The 25,443-nt window shown below is 35.3% G+C and carries 25 protein-coding genes and 2 tRNA genes; 22 read left to right on the top strand and 5 right to left on the bottom strand.

The features are described 5' to 3' along the window. The first annotated feature begins 254 nt into the window (after positions 1–254). From ACKI4K_RS05280 to ACKI4K_RS05270, 3 genes are read left to right on the top strand one after another with little or no spacing between them, the layout of a single operon-like run. Entirely contained in the window at positions 255–1,370 is a 1,116-nt protein-coding gene (locus ACKI4K_RS05280; protein ID WP_407422988.1) for a DegT/DnrJ/EryC1/StrS family aminotransferase, read from the top strand. A 9-nt stretch (positions 1,371–1,379) separates the two neighbouring features. After that, the gene (locus ACKI4K_RS05275) at positions 1,380–2,360 is read left to right on the top strand and encodes a UDP-N-acetylglucosamine 4,6-dehydratase family protein (protein ID WP_407422986.1); all 981 of its coding nucleotides are present in this window, start codon (positions 1,380–1,382) and stop codon (positions 2,358–2,360) included. Between the two features lie 57 nt (positions 2,361–2,417). Next, positions 2,418–3,437 carry a glycosyltransferase family 2 protein gene (locus tag ACKI4K_RS05270; RefSeq protein WP_407422984.1) on the top strand — a complete coding sequence of 340 codons (1,020 nt, stop codon included), beginning with the start codon at positions 2,418–2,420 and terminating at the stop codon, positions 3,435–3,437. A 31-nt stretch (positions 3,438–3,468) separates the two neighbouring features. On the opposite strand, the gene ACKI4K_RS05265 is transcribed toward ACKI4K_RS05270, so the two are convergent. Both ACKI4K_RS05265 and ACKI4K_RS05260 read right to left on the bottom strand, forming a co-directional pair. After that, positions 3,469–4,500: a glycosyltransferase family 52 gene (locus ACKI4K_RS05265; protein WP_407422982.1), complete on the bottom strand. Its 1,032-nt coding sequence runs from the start codon at positions 4,498–4,500 to the stop codon at positions 3,469–3,471. A 110-nt stretch (positions 4,501–4,610) separates the two neighbouring features. Continuing rightward, complete coding sequence (locus ACKI4K_RS05260) at positions 4,611–5,444, bottom strand: phosphorylcholine transferase LicD (RefSeq protein WP_407422980.1); 834 nt, start codon at positions 5,442–5,444, stop codon at positions 4,611–4,613. A 155-nt stretch (positions 5,445–5,599) separates the two neighbouring features. Here ACKI4K_RS05260 and ACKI4K_RS05255 point away from each other — a divergent pair, with 155 nt between their 5' ends. From ACKI4K_RS05255 to ACKI4K_RS05235, 5 genes are all read left to right on the top strand, one after another. Next, complete coding sequence (locus tag ACKI4K_RS05255; RefSeq protein WP_407422978.1) at positions 5,600–6,676, top strand: pyridoxal-phosphate-dependent aminotransferase family protein; 1,077 nt, start codon at positions 5,600–5,602, stop codon at positions 6,674–6,676. Continuing rightward, complete coding sequence (locus tag ACKI4K_RS05250; RefSeq protein ID WP_407422976.1) at positions 6,673–8,001, top strand: adenylyltransferase/cytidyltransferase family protein; 1,329 nt, start codon at positions 6,673–6,675, stop codon at positions 7,999–8,001. Before ACKI4K_RS05255 ends, ACKI4K_RS05250 begins: the two co-directional genes overlap by 4 nt. Positions 8,002–8,016: 15 nt before the next feature. Next, complete coding sequence (locus ACKI4K_RS05245) at positions 8,017–8,835, top strand: phosphorylcholine transferase LicD (RefSeq protein ID WP_407422974.1); 819 nt, start codon at positions 8,017–8,019, stop codon at positions 8,833–8,835. A gap of 155 nt (positions 8,836–8,990) precedes the next feature. Continuing rightward, a complete protein-coding gene (locus ACKI4K_RS05240) occupies positions 8,991–9,698 on the top strand; it encodes a class I SAM-dependent methyltransferase (RefSeq protein WP_407422972.1) in 708 nt (235 codons plus the stop codon). Positions 9,699–9,824: 126 nt separating this feature from the next. Further along, entirely contained in the window at positions 9,825–11,318 is a 1,494-nt protein-coding gene (locus tag ACKI4K_RS05235; RefSeq protein WP_407422970.1) for a sodium-dependent transporter, read from the top strand. A 19-nt stretch (positions 11,319–11,337) separates the two neighbouring features. Here the strand turns inward: ACKI4K_RS05235 and ACKI4K_RS05230 are convergent, their stop codons facing one another. Then, complete coding sequence (locus tag ACKI4K_RS05230; protein ID WP_407422968.1) at positions 11,338–11,553, bottom strand: hypothetical protein; 216 nt, start codon at positions 11,551–11,553, stop codon at positions 11,338–11,340. Between the two features lie 100 nt (positions 11,554–11,653). Here ACKI4K_RS05230 and ACKI4K_RS05225 point away from each other — a divergent pair, with 100 nt between their 5' ends. The 7 genes from ACKI4K_RS05225 (at position 11,654) to glmS (ending at position 16,531) form a co-directional block, all read left to right on the top strand. Next, positions 11,654–11,986 carry a hypothetical protein gene (locus ACKI4K_RS05225; protein WP_407422966.1) on the top strand — a complete coding sequence of 111 codons (333 nt, stop codon included), beginning with the start codon at positions 11,654–11,656 and terminating at the stop codon, positions 11,984–11,986. 6 nt (positions 11,987–11,992) lie between these two features. Then, complete coding sequence (locus tag ACKI4K_RS05220) at positions 11,993–12,277, top strand: hypothetical protein (protein ID WP_407422965.1); 285 nt, start codon at positions 11,993–11,995, stop codon at positions 12,275–12,277. Between the two features lie 89 nt (positions 12,278–12,366). Continuing rightward, complete coding sequence (gene purC, locus ACKI4K_RS05215; protein ID WP_407422963.1) at positions 12,367–13,095, top strand: phosphoribosylaminoimidazolesuccinocarboxamide synthase; 729 nt, start codon at positions 12,367–12,369, stop codon at positions 13,093–13,095. Continuing rightward, positions 13,096–13,362: a phosphoribosylformylglycinamidine synthase subunit PurS gene (gene purS, locus ACKI4K_RS05210; protein WP_407422961.1), complete on the top strand. Its 267-nt coding sequence runs from the start codon at positions 13,096–13,098 to the stop codon at positions 13,360–13,362. A 10-nt stretch (positions 13,363–13,372) separates the two neighbouring features. Continuing rightward, the gene (gene purQ / locus ACKI4K_RS05205; protein WP_407422959.1) at positions 13,373–14,017 is read left to right on the top strand and encodes a phosphoribosylformylglycinamidine synthase subunit PurQ; all 645 of its coding nucleotides are present in this window, start codon (positions 13,373–13,375) and stop codon (positions 14,015–14,017) included. 9 nt (positions 14,018–14,026) lie between these two features. Then, a complete protein-coding gene (gene cobA / locus ACKI4K_RS05200) occupies positions 14,027–14,746 on the top strand; it encodes a uroporphyrinogen-III C-methyltransferase (RefSeq protein WP_407422957.1) in 720 nt (239 codons plus the stop codon). Further along, complete coding sequence (gene glmS / locus ACKI4K_RS05195) at positions 14,747–16,531, top strand: glutamine--fructose-6-phosphate transaminase (isomerizing) (protein ID WP_407422955.1); 1,785 nt, start codon at positions 14,747–14,749, stop codon at positions 16,529–16,531. 23 nt (positions 16,532–16,554) lie between these two features. Here the strand turns inward: glmS and ACKI4K_RS05190 are convergent, their stop codons facing one another. Then, entirely contained in the window at positions 16,555–17,778 is a 1,224-nt protein-coding gene (locus ACKI4K_RS05190; protein WP_407422953.1) for an MnmC family methyltransferase, read from the bottom strand. 272 nt (positions 17,779–18,050) lie between these two features. On the opposite strand from ACKI4K_RS05190, the gene tgtA reads away from it, so the two are divergent. From tgtA to ACKI4K_RS05155, 7 genes are all read left to right on the top strand, one after another. Then, the gene (gene tgtA / locus ACKI4K_RS05185) at positions 18,051–20,030 is read left to right on the top strand and encodes a tRNA guanosine(15) transglycosylase TgtA (protein WP_407422951.1); all 1,980 of its coding nucleotides are present in this window, start codon (positions 18,051–18,053) and stop codon (positions 20,028–20,030) included. Between the two features lie 8 nt (positions 20,031–20,038). Beyond that, positions 20,039–20,707 (top strand): class I SAM-dependent methyltransferase, encoded by a 669-nt coding sequence (locus ACKI4K_RS05180; protein WP_407422949.1) that lies wholly within the window; start codon positions 20,039–20,041, stop codon positions 20,705–20,707. A gap of 55 nt (positions 20,708–20,762) precedes the next feature. Beyond that, positions 20,763–20,836, top strand: a tRNA-Gly gene (locus tag ACKI4K_RS05175). Positions 20,837–20,844: 8 nt separating this feature from the next. Then, positions 20,845–20,918: transfer RNA gene (locus ACKI4K_RS05170), tRNA-Gly, on the top strand. Positions 20,919–21,063: 145 nt separating this feature from the next. Further along, a complete protein-coding gene (locus ACKI4K_RS05165; protein WP_407422947.1) occupies positions 21,064–22,101 on the top strand; it encodes a hydroxymethylglutaryl-CoA synthase in 1,038 nt (345 codons plus the stop codon). A 12-nt stretch (positions 22,102–22,113) separates the two neighbouring features. Beyond that, positions 22,114–23,271 (top strand): thiolase domain-containing protein, encoded by a 1,158-nt coding sequence (locus ACKI4K_RS05160; RefSeq protein ID WP_407422945.1) that lies wholly within the window; start codon positions 22,114–22,116, stop codon positions 23,269–23,271. Positions 23,272–23,297: 26 nt separating this feature from the next. Beyond that, positions 23,298–24,221, top strand: coding sequence for a DUF1848 domain-containing protein (locus ACKI4K_RS05155; RefSeq protein ID WP_407422943.1), 924 nt, complete (start codon positions 23,298–23,300; stop codon positions 24,219–24,221). A gap of 14 nt (positions 24,222–24,235) precedes the next feature. Here the strand turns inward: ACKI4K_RS05155 and ACKI4K_RS05150 are convergent. After that, on the bottom strand, positions 24,236–25,443 hold a 1,208-nt coding region (locus ACKI4K_RS05150; protein ID WP_407422941.1), incomplete at its 5' end, for an ATP-binding protein.

Below are 25,443 nucleotides of genomic sequence, written 5' to 3'. Positions count from 1 at the left end.
TTTTTGATTCAGATATTTTCCATTGATATTGCTTCTGTTAAATTTCGTTTAATTGCTCCATTTATTGTAATTATGATTTCTGTCTTTTTAATTAATATTCTACGTAAAGTTTCAGTAGTTAAGCGGATTGTGCCTTAATCACTATCTCTTATTATCTGGTGATAATAAACTATTTAATTATTAAAAAACATATTTATAATCCTATATATTTATTTAATCATTATTTTAGAGTTATTATTTGGTAGGTAGATAGAATGAATGTCCCATTATTTGAGATTTTTAATGACGAAGAAGACGTTAAACTTATTTCCGAGCAAATAGCTTCGGGTAAATTTTGGGCTGTTGGCTCAAATGTAGACGAATTTGAGAAAAAAATTGCAGATTATATTGGGACAAAGCATGCAATTGCCCTAAATTCAGGTACTTCAGCTTTACATGCGGCATTGCTTGCTCACGGGATTGGTAATAATGATGAGGTGATTGTTCCGTCATTTACATTTATTGCAACTGTTAATTCCCCATTATTTGTTGGAGCGAAACCTGTTTTTGCAGATATTGAAGAAGAGACATGTGGATTAAATCCCGAAGCAGTTGAAGAAAAGATAACTGAAAACACTAAAGCAATTATTCCTGTTCATTATGGAGGATGTCCTTGTAAGATTAAAGAAATAAAGGATATTGCGGAAGACAATGATTTAATTGTTATTGAAGATGCAGCAGAAGCATTCGGGGCATCAGTTGATGGTAAAAATGTAGCCACTTTTGGCGATTCAAACATATTAAGTTTCTGTCAAAATAAGATCATCACAACCGGTGAAGGCGGAGCTGTTGTAACAGATTCCGATGAAATTTATGAGAAATTAAAACTGATCAGGTCACATGGGCGTTTGGAAAGCGGAGATTACTTCTCCACTGTGGGACTATTTGATTATATTGAACTGGGTTTTAATTGGAGGATGTCAAATTTAACTGCAACTTTGGGAATCTCACAAATCGCAAAAGCGGATAGAATAATTGAAATGAGAAAAGAAAATGTTGCATATCTCTCCAAAAGAATCCTGGAAGAAACAGATGAAATAATAATTCCTGAAGTTCCAAAGGGATATAATCATGTATATCAATTATTCTCAGTTTTAGCCAACAAACGTGATGATTTAATTGATTATTTGTCTGAAAACGGAATCTCATCTAAAATCTATTTTGACCCGGTTCATAAATCAGAATTCTATAAAAATGGCCTTAAATATGATGATGTGTTGCCGGTTACTGAAAAGATGCATGAAAAGACAGTTACATTGCCGATGTTTCCTGCACTAACAACCGAACAAATGGATTACATGGCGGAAACAATAGGTAAATTTTATAGATAGGTGTTGGTTATGTTAAATGATTTTTACAAAGGGAAAAAAGTTCTTGTCACAGGCGGTTCCGGTTCAATCGGTCGTAAAATTGTTGCAGAATTATTAAAGTATGATGTTGATGTTGTAAGGGTTTTTGATAATAATGAGACAGCATTGTTCGACTTGGAACATGATTTAAATTCCTCAAAAATTAGGACTTTTGTTGGAGATATTAGGGACATTAGAAGATTAGAAAGAGCTTTTAAAGATATTGATATTATTTTCCATGCCGCTGCATATAAGCATGTGCCTTTATGCGAATATAATCCGATGGATGCCGTCAAAACAAATGTTGGTGGAACACAGAATATTATAGATGCCGCCATCTCATGTGATGTTGAAAAAGTTATATTGATTAGTACTGATAAGGCTGTAAATCCTGTAAATGTTATGGGGGCTACTAAATTACTTGCCGAAAGACTCATGATTTCATCTAATGCATATAGTGGAAGAGATGGAACAAAATTTTCATGCGTAAGATTTGGAAATGTTTTAAACTCAAGGGGTTCTGTTATTCCTGTATTTAAAAAGCAAATTAGGGATGGCGGGCCGTTAACAATTACTGATGAGGCAATGACCCGTTTTATTATGCATATTCATGAGGCAGCCAAATTGATTTTAGATGCAGGCAGTATTTCTGAAGGCGGAGAAATATTTATTTTGAAAATGCCTTCAGTAAAAGTGACAGACCTTGCAGATGCAATGATTGAATATTACGCACCGAAATGTGGTTTTAAAGTAGAAGATATTGATGTTGAAATCATTGGTAAAAGGGTTGGCGAAAAATTACATGAAGAGCTGATGACTCCTGATGAAATTTTGTATGCTGAAGAAACTAAAGATCTATTTATTATCCGTAAAGAAATTGTTGAAGGGCATCCGAATTTTATTTATGACTCTTCTGAAATAGGACAATTATCTAAGAAGGAGATATTAAAGGTATTATCTGAATTGGAATAATTCTGTTGGTGATGTATAAAGTTATTTATGCAATTGTCATAATTATGGTGTTTTCGCATGTCTGATTATAAAATTTCAATGATTGTACCCACATATAATGTTGAAGATGATCTTAAACGGGCAATTGAATCTTTATTGAATCAGACTATTGGTTTTGATAATATTGAAGTGTTGCTTGTAGATGACTTCTCTACAGACAATACACGTCAAGTAATCATAGATTATGCTGAGAAATATGAAAATATTAAGCATATCTTTTTAGAATCTAATTCCGGGAGTGCTGGAAGGCCAAGGAATATCGGTATTGAAAACGCATCTGCGGATTATATCATGTTTTTGGATAATGATGATGAATATGTTCCTGAAGCTTGTAAGATTTTATATGACAAAATTAGTGAAACTAATGTGAACATGATAATTTGTTCAAAAACAAATAGTCTATATAGTCCTGATGATGAGCCTGAAAAAATAAATGAACCCCCGGAATTCACTGAGGTAAATGTTTTAAATAATCCTGACATGCTATTCTCCCCAAATACTAAATATGGCGGAGCAATGTGGTGTAAAATTTATAAAACAAGGTTTTTATTGGATAATGATATCAGATGTTTAGAGAATCTGCCGGAAGATGTTTATTTCATGCACCAGTGTTATTATTTGAACCCGGATATATTGTTCTTGACTAATTTGAGTTTGTATAATCATTATTTTTATAGGGTTGCCGGACAATCTATTTCAGTAACATTAAGCGCATCATTTTTACATAAAGTGTTCCTTGCTTTTGATAAACTAAGAGAGTTATCTTTACAGTTTGGAAATTCAAAACTATTTTTTGATCGATACTGTTCTCTTTTTTTTGATGAATTGGCTTATGATATTGTAATTTCTGATCTATCAAAGGATGACAGGATTTCCATCATTAAAGATTATTCAAGGTGTGCAGAATATTCCAATCCCAATTTAAAAAGTGAAATTTTTCGGTTATGGTTTATTTTAGCTCGTAATGGGCATATTACATTAACATACATATATTCTATGGTTTTAAGGTTTTTATTAAAGATTAGAGGAAATATTTGATTAAATAAAACTAAGTGATATTGGAGAGTATTTAGTTTTTTTCATTAATTAAATTAATCAAATCGTCTCTAAATCCTTCAAATTTGGGATTGTATAAGTCTCCTTCATAAACATAAAGTTCGGATTCTTTAAAGTTCAATAATGCTGTTGAAAAAATAGAACATACAACCTTTGGTTTTATTCCAATTAAATTCAGCAACTCTATTGGGAAGAATCTGTCAATTACCTCCACATCCGGAAATATTTCACTATAATTCTTCAGGTCCCTGGGATGAGGTTTAATAATCACAGATTTGTCTTTAAATTTTTCAATCATATTTTTATAGATTGTTAATTCCTGGTCTAAAGTGATATTTTCTTGTCCTTCAGATAATGGTTGTGTTAGTATTATCACGGACTCTTTATTAAAATCCATGTTGTTCAAGTCAATATTGAATATTTGAAGAATTTTACTTTGTTCATTTTCTGATAATTCATTCCAAAGAGTATCGATATCGATAACCCTTACTTTATCCTTAATCAATGGATTTTCATGTTTGTTTGTCAAATAAACGTTTTTCACATTTTTGTGAGTGCCGTAACATTCACAGTTGTTTAAAAAATAGATTCCACAGATATGCAGGAATAAGTCAATGAATGGATTGATCTTATGGGGTTCACATATCTCAGCACTATAATTTTCTAATCCGTCTTCAATGATATTTGAATTTTCATTTTCAAAAAGTATGTATGAGAACGGTGTTTGCGCATGCCCGTAAGCTTCAACATCGCAGTTAAATGTTTTGATAAACAGCAAAACTCTAAGTTTAAGATAACCATAGAAATATCTGGAAAATCCAATGATATTCTGCCAAATTCCGGAAATCGAATTCAATTCGGCGAATTTTTTTCCCTTAAAGCTTACCGGTGGCATTTGGATATGGTCCACGTTTTTAGACACTTCTTTTGGAAACCATGCGGTAAATATGTAGATGTCATCTTCATCATATCCTTTTATTAATAGATATAAGAAAAATGAATACACGGTTGTTACCAAACATATGTTTTTTTTACTTTTAGACATTTAATCTCCTTGCAGGTCATTTTAATTGTTGTAGAATAATTTATTATAAGTTTTTTTTTGATAGGATTTTTTTTTAAGTTCAATACTTAACTTATGAATATTATCGTGTTTTAATATTCGCCAAAATCGATTTCTTCCGGCGCCGCATTGAATCTGGATTCCTCTGGAGGCAGTTCCATATAATCATCAAAATCCATTCTCAATATCTTGTCGTAATTATTTGGTATGTTGACTTCCATGTCTTCAAATTTCGCTCTTTTTAGAGGCAGCCAATCACTTTTAAAGGACATCTGCATTTGGTTTTCTGATGGAAAATCGCATACCTCCTCACAGTTTTCATTTTGATATTTGGTATATGATTTCACACATCTTTTCTTGATTGCAGTAGGTGAAACAGGAAGTATTTTTAATATGTAATGCATTGTTCGTTGAACTGTCTGTTTTAATTTTGACTCGTTTTCAAATTTGAGGATGGAATACATTGTCAGCTGATTCCAAGCAAACCCTGTCCATTTGTGGACAAACTTTTTAAATTTGTTACTTGGGATATTATCTAAAATAAAGATATCAAGGAAAATAGGGGGTGTGTAGTCAACTTGATTTCCCCACCACTCTCTAAAAATCGTATTTTTCAGTGTCAGCCTTCCCCAGGTGTAATGGTAGGTTTCTTCGTTTAAAACATTAAAAAATCTGTATCTTTCATCTATGTTTTCTTCGAAGATTTTGTTTAATTTTTCGAAGTCATCTCTAAACATGATTACATCAATATCATCATCCCATGGAATAAACCCTTGATGTCTTATGACCCCAAGAAGGCTTCCGGCATACATAAAATATGTTAAATTGTTTTCTTCACAAATTTCAATGAAATATCTTAAAATTTTCATTTCAACTTGTTGCAAATGTTTTAATGTTTCATCATCATATCGTTTTGATTTATCCATATTAATTTTCCTTTAATTTTAATCTTTTTAATTAAATACTTTCTATTGAATTATATAAAAAATGGGTATTGGAAATTTTTAAATATTTCTTTTTTTAAATTATATTTTATATAAAATAATATAAATTTTTTTTTAATAGGTTAGGAAGTCATTTTATGTTAAATTTCACTGTTGGTCCGGTAATGAGTAGCGAGTCTGTTAGAAAAATAGGCGGTGAACAGACTCCTTATTTTAGAAACGATGAATTTTCTGAAATAATGTTTGAGAATGAAGAGTTGATGAAAGAATTTGTTTATGCTGATGAAGACTCAAGAGTCGTGTTTATTACGGGATCAGGAACAGCTTCTATGGAAGCTACTGTAATGAATGTTTTAACAAAGGGAGATAAAGTTTTAATTGTTAATGGCGGAGGATTTGGTCAGAGATTTGTTGATTTATGCAACCTTCATGAGATTCCAAATGATGAAATACAACTTGATTTCGGCCAAAACATCACTGAAGAACTGTTAAGTAATTATTCCAATAAAGGATACACTGCATTTTTAGTAAACATTTGCGAAACCAGTTCATGTGTTTATTATGATTTGGATTTGATTTCCAAATTCTGCAGCGAAAATGATATTTTCCTCATTGTTGATGCAATCAGCTCATTTTTGGCAAATCCGCTAAACATGAAGGAAAAAAACATTGATGTGGTCATAACCGGCTCTCAAAAGGCACTAGCCTGCCCACCAGGAATTTCAATAGTAGTTTTAGGCCCTAATGCATTAAAAAGGGTTGAAGACAACAAATGCAAATCAATGTATTTTGACCTGAAGGACATGCTAAAAAATGGGGAAAGAGGACAAACTCCATTTACGCCGGCAGTAACAATATTATTGCAAATCAATCAAAGATTAAAAGAAATCAAAGGGCAGGGCGGAGTTGAAACTGAAATTGAAAGGGTTGCAGAATTGGCAAATGATTTCAGAGAAAGAATCAAAGATTTGCCTTTAGAAATTAAATGTGATTGCTTGGGAAATTCAGTTACTGGAGTCTATTGCATCAATTCAAATGCTGAAGACATTGTCGATGCACTGAAATTCGATTATAATATTTGGGTCAATCCGAATGGCGGTGAGATTGGAAATAAAATGTTTAGGGTAGGTCACATTGGTGATTTGACTCTTGAAGATAATGATAAATTAGTTGATGCATTCAAAGATTTGGAAAAGAGAGGAATATTAAAATGATTAAGGTAATTACATATGGGACATACGACCTGTTCCATTATGGTCATCAGAGACTTCTTGAAAGGGCAAAGAAATTGGGTGATTACTTAATTGTGGGCGTTACTGCGGACGATTTTGACAAGCAACGTGGTAAAATCAATGTAAAGCAATCATTAATGGAGCGGATTGAGTCTGTGCGGGCAACAGGGCTTGCGGATGAAATCATCATTGAGGAATATGAAGGCCAAAAAATCGATGATATAAAAAGATTTGAAGTTGATATTTTCACGGTGGGATCAGATTGGGTTGGTCATTTTGACTACTTAAAGGAGTATTGTGATGTTGTTTATTTGGAGAGAACCGAAGGCGTTTCAAGCTCAGACATCAGATCCAAAAACAGAAGCATTAATTTAGGTCTTGTTGGTGAAGGAAATGTTTTAAAGAAGTTTTTCGATGAATCCAAATTTGTCAATGGTATTGATGTCAATGCAATTCTTGCATATAATGAAGAAGAAAAGAAATGTTATGAAAATGAGAATATAACATTCGCCAGTGATTATGATGAATTATTGGGTCTTGTTGATGCAGTTTATATCGTATCCCATCCATCAAAGCATTATACACAAATTAAAGAAGCTTTAAATCAGGGAAAGCATGTATTGTGCGAGTCACCATTTGCTTTAACTGAAAAGGAATGTGTTGAACTTGAAAGAGTGGCTATTGATAGTGATTTAATTCTAATGGATTCTATTAAAACTGCTTATTCCACTGCATATAATAGATTATTGCTTTTGCTTAAAGGAGGAAATATTGGTGATGTCTATTCAATCGATGCCACATGTACCAGTCTAAGGGAATATGGCGATAATTCCTGGAACAGTATTACAGCATGGGCACCAACAGCATTATTGCCGATTTTCCAAATTCTGGGTGTTGATTATAAAAATAAAACAATCAACTCATTGATTTTGGAAGATAATCCTAATTTTGACTTATTTACAAAAATTGATTTTCAATATGACAATGCTGTTGCTTCAATCAAAGTTGCAAACAGCGTAAAGTCTGAAGGTGAACTAATCATTTCCGGTTCTGAAGGTTATGCTTATGTTCCGGCGCCTTGGTGGAAAACAGATTATTTTGAACTGAGATATGAAAATCAGGAAGAGAATAAAAAGTATTTCTATCAATTGGATGGTGAAGGAATAAGGTATGAGCTTGTAGCCTTTGCAAAAGCAATCGAGCTTAGAAAAAGTAATGCTTACATTGATTTTGAGGTTTCAAAAGCTATTTGTAAAATAATGGAAGATTTTGAAAATAATAATCTTAATGTAATTAACAAGTATTAGCTATAAGGCGATAAGATGAATGATAATGATGATACACTTCAGCATATCAAAGATGTGGAACTTTTAATCTTAAAAGATTTCATTGCCCTCTGTGATGAAAATAATTTGGATTACTATTTAATTTATGGAACGGAAATTGGTGCTGTCAGACATCAGGGTTTCATTCCATGGGATGATGATATTGATTTGATAATGTTCAGGGACGATTATGAAAGGTTTTTAAATATAATGGCTGAAAAAAACAGTGAAAAATACACGATTTTTGATATAAGGTATGATCAGGGCTATTTCTTTCAGTTTGGACGATTATCATTGAACGGAACTTATTGGTCCGAATACTGGGATAGTCAGGTTCCATTTAAATTAGGAATTCATATTGATATATTTATTTTAGATAAAGTTCCCAATAATAAAATTAAAAGGTTCTTATATATGCGCAGATGCCTGCTGTTAAGTAAATTATGTTCCATTTCCTCAATAAAGGTGGAACATGATGTGAAGTTGGTTGAGGTCTTTTCAAGATTATTGCATTCTTTTCTCAACATAATAGGTTTAACCCCGAAGCACTTTCAAAAAAAGATGGTAAAGCTATATAGGAAATATGAAAATCAAGACTGCAGATATTATGCTGATTTAACATTGAATAATTTGGTCTGTTTTAAAATTGAAGATTTTAATCCTATAAAGAAAGTTAAATTTGAAGATATTTATGCAAATATTCCTAACAATCAAGAAGCCACTCTTGTCCCGGTTTTTGGGGATTATATGCAGCTTCCTCCTGAAGAAGAGCGTGTGGGGCATGGATTAAGTGAAGTTGATTTCGGAAAATATTAAAGCAAATTATGAAAATATTTTGTTATACGAACATCTTATTTTTATTTTGAAAAATTAGTAAATTTGGACAATATCTGATAACAACAATATTTATATTGTTTTTAATATAAAACAAGTTATAGTGATTATTTTATTAAAACATTTAGGTGAATAGTATGTCTAGACTGTATGGTGATAAAGAGGATATTGATTCAGATGAGGTAAAGAATTTTTTCAATAAACGAGCAAATAAGGATTTTGACAGTGATTTATCAATTGTTTTATTCCAGGATAAGGAAAACTCAGAACAAAGGCACATTGAAGAGAAAAAGCTATTATTTGAAAATATTGATGTGTCCGGAAAAAAGGTCATTGAAATCGGTTGCGGAATCGGCCGTTGGGCGGAAGCATTGCATGACAAATGCGAATCGTTTTTAGGTTTGGACTTCTCCGAAGACCTCATTGAAATAGCAAACAGTTCACAAAATTATCCTAACTGCAAGTTTCAGGTAATGTCAGCAACAGACATTAAGGTTGATGAGCTATTAATCGAGCCTCCTTTTGACGTGGTTATCTTCAGCGGATTTTTAATGTACATTAACGACGGCGATATTGAGATTGTTATGGATGAGGTAAACAGCATCGGATCCGAAAACATGAAAGTGTTTGCCATGGAGCCTATTTCATGTTTGGAAACTAGATTGACTTTAAAGGATTTCTATTCCGAAGGTTTGGAATCAGATTACAGTGCAATTTATCGTACTGAAGATGAGTATCTTGAAGTATTTAAAAGGTTGAACTGCAGTAAAATTTTTTCAGATGACATCTTTAAAGAGTTAAGCGACCATACCGAAACACAATACAAGTATTTCATTGTTGAATAGTCCGATAACTCTTTGAGTTATCTATTTTTTTTAATTTTGATAGTTCCCATTTCCCAGTTAAAAGTAAACCTATTTATTATTTCAAATACAAAATAATTTACATAACATATGGGAAGATGGGAAATTATGGAAGACAAAAACGAATGGGGAAGCAACCTTTCATTCATTCTGGCAATGATAGGTTCGGCAGTTGGTCTTGGAAACATTTGGAGATATCCGTATGTGCTCTACTCCAACGGCGGGGGAGCGTTCTACATACCGTATATAGTCGCAATCCTGGTTATGGGAATACCGTTTCTGATTCTGGAGTATGGCGTCGGATACAATTTCAAGTCATCCTTTGCAAAGGCGATTAGAAAGATAAATCCGAAGTTCGAATATCTGGGCTGGTTTCTGCCGGTTGCAGTTTTCATGATCATGATTTACTACTCAGCCATCATGGGCTGGGATGCAATCTACATTGTGCTGAGCTTCTTTAAGGGATGGGGAGCGGATCCGAATGCGTTTTTCGCAACAACCCTTCTTCAGTCTTCAGACTCATACACCACCCTGACCAGCTTCATTCCAATTATAGCCATTGCGATGCTTGTCGGATGGTTCATAATCTGGTTTATTTCACACAGAGACCTTGAGGAAGGTCTTGGGAAGATTTCAAAGGTTCTTGTTCCATTATTATTCGTAATAATGGTTCTCATTGTCGGATTTTCACTGACCCTTCCCGGCGCATCAGTTGGCCTTGCACAGCTTTTCAATCCCGACTGGTCACTTTTAGGCCATTTTGAGATATGGATGGCAGCCTTCGGGCAGATTGTGTTTTCACTAAGTCTTGGAATGTCAATCGCATTTACTTATGCAAGCTATACAAAAGATGATGCTGACTTAATCACAAACACAATCTCAATAGCCCTTGCAAACTCCCTTTTTGAAAACTTCGCAGCATTGGGTGTGTTTTCAATTCTTGGCTACATGTCAGTCCAGTCTGGAACTGCAGTAGCTGATCTGGTAACTCAGGGTACAGGTTTGGTGTTCATAGTATATCCAACGGTATTCAACGTAATTGGTCAGTGGGCCTATGTTTTGGGACCGCTGTTTTTCATTACAGTCTATCTTGCAGGGCTTACAAGCATCTTGTCCACAGTCGAACCCCTGTCATTTTCAATCCAAAACAAGTTCGGCTTTACAAGAAACAGGACAATGACAATACTCTGCATTGTCGGAGCATTGATATCAATGATTTATGCCACAGCATATGGAGGGTCACTTCTCGGCTTTGTGGATACATTTATCAACCAGATTGCGCTCCTGTTTGGCGTAATCGTTGAGTGCATAGTCTTTGCATGGGTATTCAAGGCTGAAAGGCTGGTTGACTTTTTGAATTCAAGAAGCAAGACAATCAAGCTTGGAAAGTGGTGGCTTGTAATAGTCAAGTATGTCCTTCCGATTTTCATCTCAATAGTTTGGATTGGCGGAATGATTGATGTGGTAAACAACTCATCAATCGATCAGCTGAATTTCACAATCGTTTCAGCAGCTCTGTTGCTTGTTGCGTCATTGGTGTTCACAATGCGCCCAGCCAAAAACGAGGAATGGGATGAGATTGAAGAAAGAGTTGAGAATTAATTTTCCAATTCTCTTTTTTTTAATTGGAATTGACTAAAAGTTTGTTGACTATATTACTTTCATTTTTTTGCAGTGGTTCCAGGTGAATGGTTATTTCTCCGCTTGAATCAACGTAAACTACTTCTTCACACTCTTCAGCAGGTTGGGTGTTCTCACTGGCTTCGGTATAGTAGACTCCAATGGTTAAACCTAGAACACATAGTAATAATATGAGAAGTATTGTGGTATTTTTCAAATCCATATTTAATATTATAAAAGTTGTTATATATAAATTAAATAGAAAAGTATTTTAATACCAACTCTCAAATTTTTATAGAAAGCTTTGAGGTGAAAATATGAAAGGCTTTATTGCAATTGTATTGGCTCTTGTAGTTGTCATAATATTCGTGGGTGGTGCAGTGGCATTCACTTCAATGAATGGCAATCACGAAGTAAGTAAAATTATAAATAAAGTTAGTAATATCGAATCTTCATCTGGAAGTTCAAATGTAGGTGATATCGTGAAAGTAGTAAAAGAAGAAATAATAGAAAGCGGTCAGCAGGAAGGCTTGACCTACCGTCAAGTATCCTATTCTGATGGTGGTTTCCGCCAATATGACGTAAAAACCGGAGAGCTCATTGGTTCTTCCTATGATTCAGACCAGGATAAGCTTCCGAAAATGGACTAAGTTCAAATGATATTTCAGGATGTTTTAAATCATTTTGACATCAAAGGGGAATTTCCCGACTACCTCCTAAACCAAACGTTCAATGAGGTTTTTCTGGATGGAGATTTCTCAAAAATAGATAATGCCTATAAGATAGAGATTACAACCCGTCAGGATGTTATCCATCAGATGATAATAAGGCCTGGCGATGAATATCCAGTAGTTATAATGTCTCGCCTTCCGAACGGATCTCTTAATGGGATGAAGTTCGGCATTACAGAAGGTGATGTTTCTTATATCAATGAATTATAACTACCATTTTTTTCATTTTTTAACTATTTTTATATAATATTAAAACTTAAATTATATTATAATAATTTAAAATTTGTTTTGTTGATATCATGGACAAAAAAGAGTTAATCAATTCTGGAAAAGTAAAAAGCGTATATAATTCTACAGATGATGATAAGGTCATCATTGAGTTTAGAGATGATATGACTGCAGGTGATGGTGCAAGAAAAGAGGTAATGGCCAATAAGGGTGCTTACAATGCCATAATTTCTGCTAAAATATTCAAAGTTTTAGAGGAAAACGGTGTTGAAACACAATTCATTGAATTGCTGGAACCAAATGTGATGCTTGCCAAAAAACTTGAAATGATTCCAATCGAGGTCATTGTTAGAAATATCGCAACAGGTAGTTTGGTTCGCAAATATCCAATTGCGGATGGCACTAGGTTGGAACCTCCTATTGTTCAAATGGATTTCAAGGATGATGACTACCATGACCCTATGTTAAATGATTCTCTTATAAAGGCATTAGGTATTGCAACTCAGGAAGAAATCGAAATCCTGACAGAAAAGGCACTTAAAATCAACGAAGTTTTAGTAAAGTTCTTTGCCGATGCTGGAATTATTTTAGTTGACTTTAAAGTGGAATTTGGTAAGGATATGGGTGGAAACATCCTTTTGGGTGATGAAATTTCTCCTGACGGATGCAGATTATGGGATAGTGAAACTTTAGACATGTTAGATAAGGAATTATTCAGAAAAGGTAAAGACAGTGAAGTTATGGATGCTTATGTGGAAGTTTATAACAGAATTATTCCTGATTCAGAAAAGGTGATTTAAATGTTATTCGATATTGAAGTAAAAATTTCTTTAAAAAGTGGTATGTTAAATCCTGAAGCTACAACAATTGAAAGGTCTCTCGAATTGCTCGGTTATGATGTTAATAATGTGAAAACTGTTGAAACCATTAAATTCCAAATGGAAGGTGAAGACAGAGAGGTAATCCGGGAAAATGTTGTGGACATGTGTGAAAGGTTACTTTGTAATCCGGTAATTCATGATTATAAAATTAATGTTATCCCACAAAACATGGCATGTGGTAAATAGAGGGATTTGAATGAAAATTGGAGTAATAAGATTTCCAGGAACAAACTGCGACCGTGATGTAGCACAGGCTATTGAGCTGGCAGGCCTTACTCCGGAATATGTCTGGTGGAGTGAAGAGAAATTAACTGACTATGATGGCATTGTAATTCCAGGAGGTTTTTCTTATGGTGATTACTTAAGGGCTGGTGCAATGGCTTCCATCACACCGGTAATAGATGGAATTAAAGAATTGGTTAAAGAGGAAAAACCGGTTTTAGGAATATGCAACGGCGCTCAAATCTTAGGTGAAATTGGCCTTGTTCCAGGCATTTTCATTACTAATGAAAACCCAAAATTCAACTGCGAATGGGTTGACCTGAAGGTTTCAACTGCCAGAACTCCTTTTACTAAAGCATTTAAGACCAATGATATTATTTCCCTTCCGATTGCTCATGCTGAAGGAAGATTTTATACAGAGAATATTGATTTATTAAAAGATCAGGACCAGATTGTTCTTCAATTTGAAGGCAAAAATCCAAATGGGTCTATGGAAGCCATTACAAGTGTTTGTGATGAATCCGGACTTGTTTGTGCCATGATGCCTCATCCTGAAAGAGCTTGTGAAGAATTATTCGGGTCTGATGATGGTTTAAACTTCTTTAAAGGTTTTTTATAGCGTGATAGTATGGTAGTTTATTTAATTGGTGCAGGTCCTGGAGATGCTGATTTAATAACTCTTAAAGCAGTGAAAGCTTTAAACAAAGCAGATGTTGTTTTATATGATTATTTGGCTAATGAAGAAATATTGGCTCATGCTTCTCAAGACGCCGAAAGGATATATGTCGGTAAAAAGGCAGGGGAACATTATAAAACACAGGATGAAATCAATGAGTTAATCATAAAACAAGCTCAAAAACATGAAAATGTAGTCAGGCTTAAGGGCGGAGACCCTTTTGTATTTGGGCGTGGTGGCGAAGAAATATTGGCTTTGATGGAACATGATATCAAATTTGAAGTAATTCCAGGTGTAACTTCAGCTATTGGGGCACCAACTTCTCTTGGACTACCGGTAACTCACAGGGCAGTAGCTACTTCCCTAACTATTGTAACCGGTCATGAAGACCCAACAAAACCTGAAAGTCAGGTTCATTGGGATTATACTGCAGATACATTAGTTATATTAATGGGCATTGGAAACATTCGTGAGAATACTTCTGAAATAATGAAATATCGTCCGGCTGACACACCAGTTTGTGTTGTTGAAAGCGGAACATTGCCTGATGAAAGGGTGGTGTTTGGAACATTGGGTGATATTTCTGATAAGGATATTAACACCCCGGCTATTTTAATAATCGGCGAAGTAGTTAAACTTTACAAAGATATTTACAATTATAGCGGTGATTAGATGTGTGGAATTGTAGGTTGTATATTAAAAGATGAAAAAGATGTAGCACCTATCCTTTTTGATTGTATTTCAAAATTAGAATACAGAGGTTATGATTCAATTGGTTTGGCAACATTTGATGATGATAAAATCCACATTAAAAAAGATAAAGGTAAAATCGAAGAAGTAGATAAAAAATTGGATTTAACTGACATGCCGGGCAACTTCGGAATCGCCCACGTTCGCTGGGCAACACACGGAGACCCTTCAAAGCTCAATTCACACCCTCACGTTGATGAGGACAATACTATTGCCGTTGTACACAACGGAATCATTGAAAATTATCTTGAAATAAAAGAGAAGCTTACTCTTGAAGGCCATGTATTCAAGTCAGACACTGACACTGAGGTCATTCCACACCTGATTCAGAAGTTCATGGATGAAAAATTTGATTTGGAGCATGCGGTCAGAAAAACTATTGATGTGATTGAAGGCGCTTATGCAATTGCCGCAATCAGCAAAAACGAACCTGATAAAATTGTTGCAACACGTAAAGATTCTCCTTTAATCGTAGGAATTGGTGAGGATGGTTATTTCTTGGCTTCAGACTCCCCAGCTATTTTAAAATATGCCCGTGATATAATTTATCCTGAAAGGGGTGAGATTGTAATTATAGACAAGGAGGGTGTTGTTGTTCATGATGAATTTGACAATGTAGTCAACAAGGAAATAGATACCATCAATTGGACTCCCGAAATGGCTGAAAAAGAGGGCTATGATCATTTCATGATTAAGGAAATCAATGAGCAGGCAACAGCTGTTAGAAATACATTGACACAAAAGGATAATATTCAAGAAATCATTGATGAGGTAGGCGACCTTCAGAGAATATGCTTCGTGGCATGCGGAACATCTTACCATGCTTCATTGACCGGAAAGTATTTAATAGAATCACTTGCAGGCATTCCGACTGATGTTATATTGGCATCCGAATTCAAATATTCGGCAAATACGCTGAATGATAAGACTTTGGTCATTTTCATCTCACAGTCAGGTGAAACCGCCGATTCACTTAAGGCATTGGATGTGGCCAATCAGACATCAAAAACTTTGGGAATTGTTAATGTTGCAGGTTCATCAATTACCAGAAGGGCCCAATATGTAATTCAAACTCAGGCAGGTCCTGAAATTGGAGTTGCAGCAACAAAGACTTATGTGGCTCAACTCACTGCAATTTACTTATTGTCTGCATTGATATCCAAAAACACAGAACTCCTTAAGGAAATTGAAAAAGTGCCTGATTTCATTGATGAGGCTCTTGGCGATGTTGATTTGGTTAAAGACATATCAAAAAGATATAATTATGCCAGGGATTTCTTCTATTTGGGAAGAGGCTATTCATATCCTACCGCTTTGGAAGGGGCTTTAAAACTTAAGGAAATTACTTATATTCATGGTGAAGGCTATGCTGCAGGTGAACTCAAACATGGTCCTTTGGCTTTGATCGATGAAGGAATTCCTGTGGTAGTTGTCATTCCTCCCGGAGACAATTATAGAAAGACCATGAGTAACTTAGAAGAGGTTAAATCTCGTGGAGCTAATGTATTGGCCATCGGATCTGCAACTGACGAATCTTTGAAGGCTAAGGCAAATGCGGTTATTCCAATCAATGATGATGTCAAGGAGATAATTGCTCCATTGGTTTATATTGTGCCTTTGCAATTGATAGCATATTACATTACAATTGAAAAAGGGCATGACCCTGACAAGCCTAAGAACTTGGCGAAATGCGTAACTGTTGAATGATATTTTCAACTTTTACTTTTTTTTTAATTTTCAGGGAAGTTTCCTGATTTCACTATTTTTAATCTTTCACGCATGTCCAGAATTCTGTTTCTTGAGTTATTTTTTCCATCCTGTTTTTTGGAATATTCCTTTTCGCATTCAATGATATAAAAGGCTTCAGGGGAGGTGGTCGATGGGATATTCATTTTTGCCAAATTACGCTCAACTCTTCTTTTTAGTTTTTCATCATCCATTTCGCTTCCTAAAAATATTGGCGTTTTTACGGCGGATGATATTTTGGTGTTATGGCGGGCATCATGTCTTTCTTCGGTTCTTCTTTCTAAAATGAATTCACTGGAATTGTTTAAGTTAGAATCCCTGAATGGAATTCCAACATCGGACAAGGCAATTCTTATCTCATCGTTTTTTGGAAGTGATGTATCGAGCATTGATGGATTTGGGCTGGCCAATGTACCGCCTTGCTTTCTTCCAAATATTGGGCCTTGTCCTATATAAAAGTCAGCTTCAATAAACGCGTCTCTAATAGGTGCCGCAGATGTATAGGTAGCTACAATTCCATCTTCCTTTATCACTCGTTTGAATTCTTTGAAAAATTCAAGTGAAAACAGTTCGGGAGCCATATTCTGTGAAAAAGGGTCTAAAAATATGGCATCGTAGCTATTGTCATCTAACCTTTGAACGGTTTGCCTTGCATCTTCAATGTAAACGTCAATGTCAATGTTTTCCGGAATTTCACATTCCTCTAAACTTAAAGCGGCATAATCCTGGGCTATAAGTTCATTTTCAATTGCCTTTTTGGTGATGTCATGGGCTTTGATTGGGGATGGGACCAGAAGGCCGCATGCCAGTGTTGCATGGGATATTTCGACCATATCTATTTTCAGGTTTGAGGTGTGTCCATGCTCTAGAAAATCGGATATTGCCGCAGAGGTGTTGTAGCCAAGTCCTGCACAGATGTCCAGAACTGCAATGTCGTTTGTATAGTCAAACTTCATGGGCTTGATAAACTTCTCAAAGGACTCACTTATTGCACCTGTAGATGTATGAAGCGTTTCAATTTTATGGTTTATTTCCTTTGAGTTAATAGAATATGATCCATCATCTGTTAAAACAAAATAATCATTGTAAGTATTAAAAAAATTAACCCTTCCTTCAATATTTTGACCACTTCTTTCATCATCGAAACAGGCATTCACCAGGTCGAAAATATCATCGCTTATTATTCTGGCATTTTCTTCATAGCTCATCTTATCTAAAAGAATATTGTATTTTTTGATATTTATGATTTTTCTAGTTGAAAGCCGATTTCATTTTTTCTTAATTTCAATGTTCTAGTTTCAATTTTATGGGTTAATTATTTTTTATCATGTCAATTCTACTTTTGAGGTATTGAATGAGCAAAATTTATATAATTTCTAATTTAAAGTTAATTTAGTTATTGTTAACACTCCATTTTTTGGATATGATTTTTTTAAAATGGAACTTGAAGTTCGCTAAACAATTGAGTAAGGTAAAATAAATGTTTGAAATTAAAGCTAAAGATAATATGGGTAGGGTTGGTGTTTTAAAAACCAAACACGGTGAGGTCAAGACTCCAGCTTTGATGCCCGTCATTCACCCAAGAAAACAAGCGATAGACGTTGCCAAGTATGGTGCGGACATTGTGATTACAAATGCATACCTGATTTATAAGGATGAAGAGTTGAAAAAGGAGGCTGTCGAGAAGGGACTGCATGAACTGATTCATTTTGACGGTCCCATCATGACCGATTCCGGTTCTTTTCAGCTTTCAGTATATGGTGATGTGGAAATCACCAACAAGGAAGTCATTGAGTTTCAGGAATTGATCAAAACGGATATTGGAACAAGTCTGGATATTCCAACAGCACCATTTGTTGACCGTGAAAAGGCTGAAAGTGATTTGAAAATTACTTTGGAGCGCTCAAAGGAAGCTGTAGAATACAAAAAGTCCCAAAATATGGAAATGATGTTGAATTCCGTTGTTCAGGGCTCAACATTTCTGGATTTAAGACGTGAATGTGCACGCGAGCTATCAAAATTGGATGCAGATTTATACCCTATAGGGGCAGTTGTTCCCCTAATGGAATCATATCACTACAGGGATCTGGTTGATGTTGTAATGAATTCAATGAAGGAACTGCCGGACAGTACCGCTCGCCATTTGATGGGTGCAGGCCATCCAATGATATTTGCATTATGCGTTGCAATGGGATGTGACTTGTTTGACTCGGCGGCATACATATTATATGCGGAAGATGACAGGCTTTTGTCCACAAGGGGAACCTATAAATTGGAAAACCTGCAGGAAATGCCGTGTTCCTGTGAAGTATGTACAAAATACACTCCGGATGATTTAAGGGCAATGCCGAAAGAAAAAAGAAGGGATTTAATAGCTCAGCACAACTTGCATGTTTCATTTGCAGAGTTAAGATTAATAAGACAAGCCATTTATGATGGAAATTTGATGGAACTGGTTGAAGAGAGATGCAGGGCTCATCCGGCACTTCTGGAAGCTGTAAGGCAGCTTGGAAACTACTCAAAGGATTTGGAAAAATATGACCCTAGAAGCAAAAAGTCAGCGTTTTTCTACACAGGGCCAGAGTCATTATGTCGCCCGGAAGTATTAAGGCACATGCAAAGGCTGCGTGAAATGCCCAAAAAAAGAGATTTGGTAATATTGCCTCCAACAAGAAAACCCTACTCCAAATTCATATCAGGAAAACTTGGTGAATTTTATATCTATGGTGCAGAGCAGGAAATTGACTTGGACAACACTGATTTCATGGTATTGGATGTGCCATTCGGATTGATACCGTTGGAAATTGATGAAATTTATCCATTAAGTCAAAATGATGCTCCAAAAACCCGTGATGTCGACAGCATTGAATTTGTTGAGGACTTTATTTCGGAATTTGTGGAATATTATGAGCAGATATTGATCCATTCAAGAATAATTAAGGACCTCGAAATTGGATTGTATAACAAATGCATTGATTCCGATGAAATAAGATACAAGAAAGACGATATTAAAAAGATCAAAGCCATTGCAGACTATCAGTTTGGCGTTGGAGCGGGGGATGCGCTGTTTACAGGAAACATCAACATTGAAAAAAGTAAAAAAACAGGTAAGATCAGACACATTTATGATGGAAAGGTGTTGATTGTGAATATGAGAGCATCAGATTCTTATTTGATTTTATCAAAGGAGGGTGCAAAGAGATTGCATAATAAAATGCCTTATCCGGAAAATAGGGTGGTTGTAAATAAGGATTCAGAGCCATTCGCACTTGATGGAAAAAGCGTATTCTGTAAATTTGTAGTCGATTGTGATGACAACATCAGGTCAAAAGACGAGGTTTTGATAGTCAATGAAGAGGATGAATTGCTTGCTTATGGAAAAGCGCTTTTAGGAGCTTGTGAAATAAAAGAGTTCCAAACAGGACAGGCCATCAAAACCAGAAAAGGAATGAAAAAATAGGTGTTAATATGAGTAACGATAAGGTGAATACAGGACATAATATTGAAGATAAGGAACTTATCATAAATGCAAGAAAGCCCGTCGGTGAGCTGGGCAATCAGATATTGGATAGAATGAACAAATCCCATGAAAACATGGCTCAGTGGGGAGTAAGTCACATTGAAATCAAGGAAGACAGCAAAATATTGGATGTCGGCTGTGGCGGTGGAAGAAATATCCAGCGTTTCGCAGAACAGATTTCTGAAAACGGAAGGGTTGTTGGAATTGACTATTCGGATGTCAGCGTTGAAAAGTCAATAGAATTAAATCAGGAGGCTATGGACAGGGGCATTGTCAATGTTTTGCACTGTTCAGTTTCGGAGATGCCGTTTTTTGATGAAACCTTTGATATTGTAACAGGTTTTGAAACCATCTATTTCTGGCCGGATTTTATCAACGACTTAAAGGAAGTGAACAGAGTATTGAAAAAAGGCGGTCTGGTATTTTTCTGTAATGAAGCCGTATATAGGGAAGGTGAAATGGAGAAATACGATGATTTGGTGGAGCTATTGGACATGAAAATATACTCTGAAGATGTTTTAAGGGAGTCTTTGGAAAAAACAGGTTTTGACGATTTTAAAGCTTATGTTAATGAGGAAAATGATTGGATTTGTGTAACTGCAAAGAAAATTCAGTAATATCGAAAGTTTTATATAAGATTAAAACATAAGTTTATTTGTTGTTATTTTTCATGCGGTGTTAGTCCAGCCTGGTTAAGACTCTAGCCTGCCACGTTAGAGACCCGGGTTCAAATCCCGGACGCCGCATTTTTTATGCAGTCGTGGTATAGTCTGGTTATTACTTGGGCCTTCCAAGCCTACAACCCGGGTTCGAATCCCGGCGACTGCATCTTGTCAAAACTTTTTCTATTAAAATTTCTTATTTTGTTTAAAAAATGCTAATTTTTAGTTAGTTTTATATAATAATAGAAATATAATATAAATAATTAAATTAATTTTTAATGTCTTTAAATATTTTGATTTAAGGTGATTTGATGGTAGGAATAGTAGGATATGGGGCGCATGTTCCCTCATATAGAATTAAGGTAGAAGAAATTGCAAAGGTATGGGGAGATAACCCTGTAGCTTTATCAAAAGGTTTGGTTGTTAACGAAAAGTCAGTTCCTTCTGCTGATGAAGACACTGCAACTATTGCAGTAACTGCTGCAAGATATGCTCTTAGAAGAGCTCAAATTGATCCAAGCAAGATTGGTGCTGTTTATGTTGGTTCCGAATCACATCCTTATGCAGTAAAACCAACTGCATCCATTGTTGCTGAAGCAGTTTGTGCAACTCCAAAGTTGACTGCCGCTGATTTGGAATTCGCTTGTAAGGCAGGAACAGCAGGTATTCAAATGTCCATGGGACTTGTAGAATCTGATATGGTGGAGTATGCATTGGCTATTGGTGCAGATACTTCACAGGGCGCACCTGGAGACGCTTTGGAATATACTGCATCTGCAGGCGGAGCCGCTTATATCATAGGTAAGGAAAATACCATAGCTGACATAAACACTACTGTAAGTTTCACTACAGACACTCCTGATTTTTACAGGAGGGAAGGTCAGAACTACCCGTCCCACGGGGGTCGTTTTACAGGTGAACCGGCTTACTTCAAGCATGTTTTAAGTGCAGCAAAGATGTTGTTTGAAAAGACTGACACAAAACCTGAAGATTATGATTACGCTTGTTTCCATCAGCCTAACGGTAAGTTTTACCTAAGGGCGGGTAAAAAATTAGGTTTCACATCAGAACAAATCCAACAAGGTCTTTTAACCCCTAATATTGGAAATACTTATTCTGGTGCAGTGCCTCTTGCATTATCCAACATTTTAGATGTTGCAGAACCTGGGGATAACATATTCGTTGTTTCATATGGGTCAGGTGCAGGAAGTGACGGATTCACTATAACCGTAAAAGACGAGATTGTTGAAAGAAGAGAATTAGCTCCAAAAACACAGGACATCATCAATGACAAAACCTATGTTGATTATGCCGTTTATGCTAAATTCAAAGGTAAAATTAAAATGTAAGGGGGCTTAAATATGAGAGATGTTGCGATTATCGGAGTTTCACAAACTAAATTTGGTGAATTATGGGATTCTTCCTTTAGGGATTTAATTGCTGAAGCTGGTATAAAGGCTATAGTGGATGCTGGCATTGATGGAGATGACATTGAAGCATTGTTTGTTGGAAATATGTCTTCTGGTCTTTTTGTAGAACAGGAACACATTGCAGCGCTTATTTCCGATCATGTAGGGCTTAATCCAATTCCAGCTACAAGAGTTGAAGCTGCCTGTGCATCAGGAGGTCTTGCTTTAAGACAAGGAATTATGGCTGTTGCATCCGGTTTTCATGATGTTGTAATTTCCGCAGGTGTGGAAAAAATGACAGATGTCGTGGACGCCACTCCGGCCATTGCCACTGCATCAGACCAGGAATGGGAGGCACAACAGGGAGCGACTTTCCCATCATTATATGCAATGATTGCTAAAAGGCACATGCACGAATATGGAACTACCCGTGAACAGTTGGCGCAATTTTCCGTAGTGAACCATAAAAATGCATCTAAAAACCCGAATGCACAGTTCCCATTTGAAATTACTGTAGATAAAGTGATTAACTCCACTATGGTGGCAGACCCGTTAACACTTTTAGACTGTTCTCCTGTAAGTGATGGAGCTGCAGCCATTGTATTGGTGCCTGCTGAAGATGCTAAAAAGTACACAGATACTCCAATTTATGTAAAAGCTTCTGCACAGGCTTCTGGAACCTTAACCTTACACGATAGAAAAGACATTACTACTATTGAATCTACCAAAGTGGCTTCCAGAAAAGCTTATGAAATGGCAGGAGTAACAGTAAAAGACATTGATGTATGTGAAGTGCATGACTGTTTCTCAATTAATGGACTTTTAGCAGTGGAAGACCTAGGATTTACAGAGAAGGGTAAAGGCGGAATAGCTATTGAGGAAGGCCAAACAGAAATTGATGGTGATTTCCCAATCAACTCATCTGGCGGTCTTAAAGCACGTGGACACCCATTAGGTGCTACTGGTATTGCTCAAGCGGCTGAAATCGTATGGCAACTTAGAGGAGAAGCTGGCGGACGTCAAGTTGAAGGTGCAGAAATCGGTATGACCCACAACATTGGGGGTACCGGAGGTACTGCAGCAGTACACATATTCGGAAGAGATTTATGAATCTCTTTTATTTTTCTTTTTTTTTTATGATAATCAACACTGGCTCAAGAACTGATATCCCCGCTTTTTATTCCAAATGGTTTTTAAACAGAATTGAAGAAGGCTTTGTTTATTCTAAAAATCCATATAATGATGATATCTATAGGTATCCTCTTGATTCTAAAATTATAGACTGCCTATGCTTTTGCACTAAAAACCCTAAGCCATTGCTCAATAATTTGGATGAGCTCTCAAAATTCCGTCAATTCTGGTTTGTAACAATAACTCCTTATGGAAAGGACATTGAAGCTAACGTTCCAAGTTACAAGAAGGTCATTGAATCATTTAAGGAACTGTCTGATGCATTGGGTGTAAATAAGGTTTCCTGGAGATATGACCCCATATTCATTGATGAAAAGTACTCGCTGGATTTTCATATTGATAAATTTGAAGAATTGACCTCTGAATTATCTGATTACACCAATGATTGTACCATTAGTTTCATTGACCTGTATCAAAAGGTTTTAAGAAATTTTCCACAAGCAAAAGAGGTTACGGTCGAAGAGCAATTGATAATTGGTGAAGAATTTGCAAAAATAGCTAAAAACTATGATTTGGATATGAAAACTTGTGTTGAAGGAGATCTCTTGGCCAAATTTGAATTTGATACGACAGGATGCATGACTCAACAAGTGCTTGAAAGGGCTATTGGAAAAAATTTAAAAATCCCTAAAGGAAAATACACCATCCGTGAATGTAATTGTTTGTTTGGACGGGATATTGGAGCATATAACACTTGCATGCATGGATGTAAGTACTGCTATGCCAACAGCAACATCAAGTTGGTGAAAATGAATCAGAAACAGCATAATCCTGATTCACCACTATTGGTTGGGGAGTTAAAAAATGATGATGTCGTTAAGGAAATTTCAGAGCCTAGCTATATTGATTATCAACAGAAATTAATTTAATAACATTTTTTTCTTTAGATATAAGAAAATGATTTAATTGGGATGTAAATTATTTCTCCATCTTTCTCAATTGTATCTCTTTGTGATACTATTATTCCATGTGTTGAATCATGAATATTCATTGCACGAATCACTTGTCTTTTATCTTTATTTTTATTACCTACTTCTATTGGTATTGGATTTTCAAAGCTCTTTTTAACAAGAAAATCTACTCCTCCTTTCCTTTTTTCATAATATGAATTAAAATCAAAGAAATTCTCATTATTTATTAAATTAAACAATGATGATGCAACAAAGTTTTCAAACAATATCCCATCGTATTCATCTACTGTTAAATTAGTCACACCAAAGTTCAAGTTAATGATATGACGTATACTGGGTGTTGCAAAGTAATATTGTTGTGATTTTTTTATTCTATGGTTAATTCCTCCATAATTGTCAAAATGGAATAATAGTCGTGTTTTTTCAAATAGATAAAATAGGGTATTTATCGTGCTAAATGAGCATTTAAGTTCGGAAGATAATTTATTTTGTGAAACCTCTCCAGGGTATTTTTGCGCCATAAATTTCAGTATTCTCATTGCATAGCTTTGTGTGTCTGTTGTGATGTTTTTTATTGTTCCCAGATCTTTTCTTATCACTGTATCAACAGATGAAAACAGTTTTTTCACTATTTCTCGTTGTCTTTTATCAAACATTACCTGCGGAAATCCTCCAAATTTGAAATAATTATCCCAATCTGTTGAAGTCCATCCTCTTAAATTTAATAAGTCACGGTTTGTTTTTTCTTCTAATTTAATTGCATTTTCAACATTTCCACTAAAAATTAAATCTTTTAAGGAGTTTGAAAAATCAATTGGATAATATCCATACTTTAAATTTAGATGCTGTGTGTAATTTAGTGGATTAATGTTGTAGTTTATTATCCTTCTTGAAGCTTCCGCATCATAGTCTAGGTTTAGTGCTGATGACCCGGTAAATATCATGAAAATCTTTTTGCTTTGATCATAAATCATCTTACCTGCAAGTGACCAATTTTTATCATAATGTGATTCGTCTATTAATAAAAATATTTCATGATTTAATGTTTTTAAGCTTGAATTGTGGAAATTTTTAACATAGTCTTCAATTGTGGTGTATATGTCACATTTTTGTATGTTATTTAGCTGTTCACATGAAATATATAGTATATTCTCGGGATTTATGTTTTTTTCGTTAAATA

The sequence above is a fragment of the Methanobrevibacter sp. genome (assembly GCF_045644645.1).
Taxonomy (GTDB): domain Archaea; phylum Methanobacteriota; class Methanobacteria; order Methanobacteriales; family Methanobacteriaceae; genus Methanocatella.
Note: the sequence above shows the minus strand (reverse complement) of the source record. Positions and strands in the feature narration are given on the sequence as shown.

Bases quoted from the DNA above. Each gene is read 5' to 3' on its own strand.
- ACKI4K_RS05180 (WP_407422949.1), top strand. From the start codon at position 20,039: ATGAGTAACGATAAGGTGAATACAGGACATAATATTGAAGATAAGGAA.
- ACKI4K_RS05155 (WP_407422943.1), top strand. From the start codon at position 23,298: ATGATAATCAACACTGGCTCAAGAACTGATATCCCCGCTTTTTATTCC.
- ACKI4K_RS05280 (WP_407422988.1), top strand. From the start codon at position 255: ATGAATGTCCCATTATTTGAGATTTTTAATGACGAAGAAGACGTTAAA.
- ACKI4K_RS05160 (WP_407422945.1), top strand. From the start codon at position 22,114: ATGAGAGATGTTGCGATTATCGGAGTTTCACAAACTAAATTTGGTGAA.
- purQ (WP_407422959.1), top strand. From the start codon at position 13,373: ATGAAAATTGGAGTAATAAGATTTCCAGGAACAAACTGCGACCGTGAT.
- ACKI4K_RS05255 (WP_407422978.1), top strand. From the start codon at position 5,600: ATGTTAAATTTCACTGTTGGTCCGGTAATGAGTAGCGAGTCTGTTAGA.
- ACKI4K_RS05235 (WP_407422970.1), top strand. From the start codon at position 9,825: ATGGAAGACAAAAACGAATGGGGAAGCAACCTTTCATTCATTCTGGCA.
- ACKI4K_RS05265 (WP_407422982.1), bottom strand. From the start codon at position 4,500: ATGTCTAAAAGTAAAAAAAACATATGTTTGGTAACAACCGTGTATTCA.
- purS (WP_407422961.1), top strand. From the start codon at position 13,096: ATGTTATTCGATATTGAAGTAAAAATTTCTTTAAAAAGTGGTATGTTA.
- ACKI4K_RS05165 (WP_407422947.1), top strand. From the start codon at position 21,064: ATGGTAGGAATAGTAGGATATGGGGCGCATGTTCCCTCATATAGAATT.
- cobA (WP_407422957.1), top strand. From the start codon at position 14,027: ATGGTAGTTTATTTAATTGGTGCAGGTCCTGGAGATGCTGATTTAATA.
- ACKI4K_RS05270 (WP_407422984.1), top strand. From the start codon at position 2,418: ATGTCTGATTATAAAATTTCAATGATTGTACCCACATATAATGTTGAA.
- ACKI4K_RS05260 (WP_407422980.1), bottom strand. From the start codon at position 5,444: ATGGATAAATCAAAACGATATGATGATGAAACATTAAAACATTTGCAA.
- purC (WP_407422963.1), top strand. From the start codon at position 12,367: ATGGACAAAAAAGAGTTAATCAATTCTGGAAAAGTAAAAAGCGTATAT.
- ACKI4K_RS05275 (WP_407422986.1), top strand. From the start codon at position 1,380: ATGTTAAATGATTTTTACAAAGGGAAAAAAGTTCTTGTCACAGGCGGT.
- ACKI4K_RS05225 (WP_407422966.1), top strand. From the start codon at position 11,654: ATGAAAGGCTTTATTGCAATTGTATTGGCTCTTGTAGTTGTCATAATA.
- tgtA (WP_407422951.1), top strand. From the start codon at position 18,051: ATGTTTGAAATTAAAGCTAAAGATAATATGGGTAGGGTTGGTGTTTTA.
- ACKI4K_RS05240 (WP_407422972.1), top strand. From the start codon at position 8,991: ATGTCTAGACTGTATGGTGATAAAGAGGATATTGATTCAGATGAGGTA.
- ACKI4K_RS05245 (WP_407422974.1), top strand. From the start codon at position 8,017: ATGAATGATAATGATGATACACTTCAGCATATCAAAGATGTGGAACTT.
- glmS (WP_407422955.1), top strand. From the start codon at position 14,747: ATGTGTGGAATTGTAGGTTGTATATTAAAAGATGAAAAAGATGTAGCA.
- ACKI4K_RS05190 (WP_407422953.1), bottom strand. From the start codon at position 17,778: ATGAGCTATGAAGAAAATGCCAGAATAATAAGCGATGATATTTTCGAC.
- ACKI4K_RS05250 (WP_407422976.1), top strand. From the start codon at position 6,673: ATGATTAAGGTAATTACATATGGGACATACGACCTGTTCCATTATGGT.
- ACKI4K_RS05220 (WP_407422965.1), top strand. From the start codon at position 11,993: ATGATATTTCAGGATGTTTTAAATCATTTTGACATCAAAGGGGAATTT.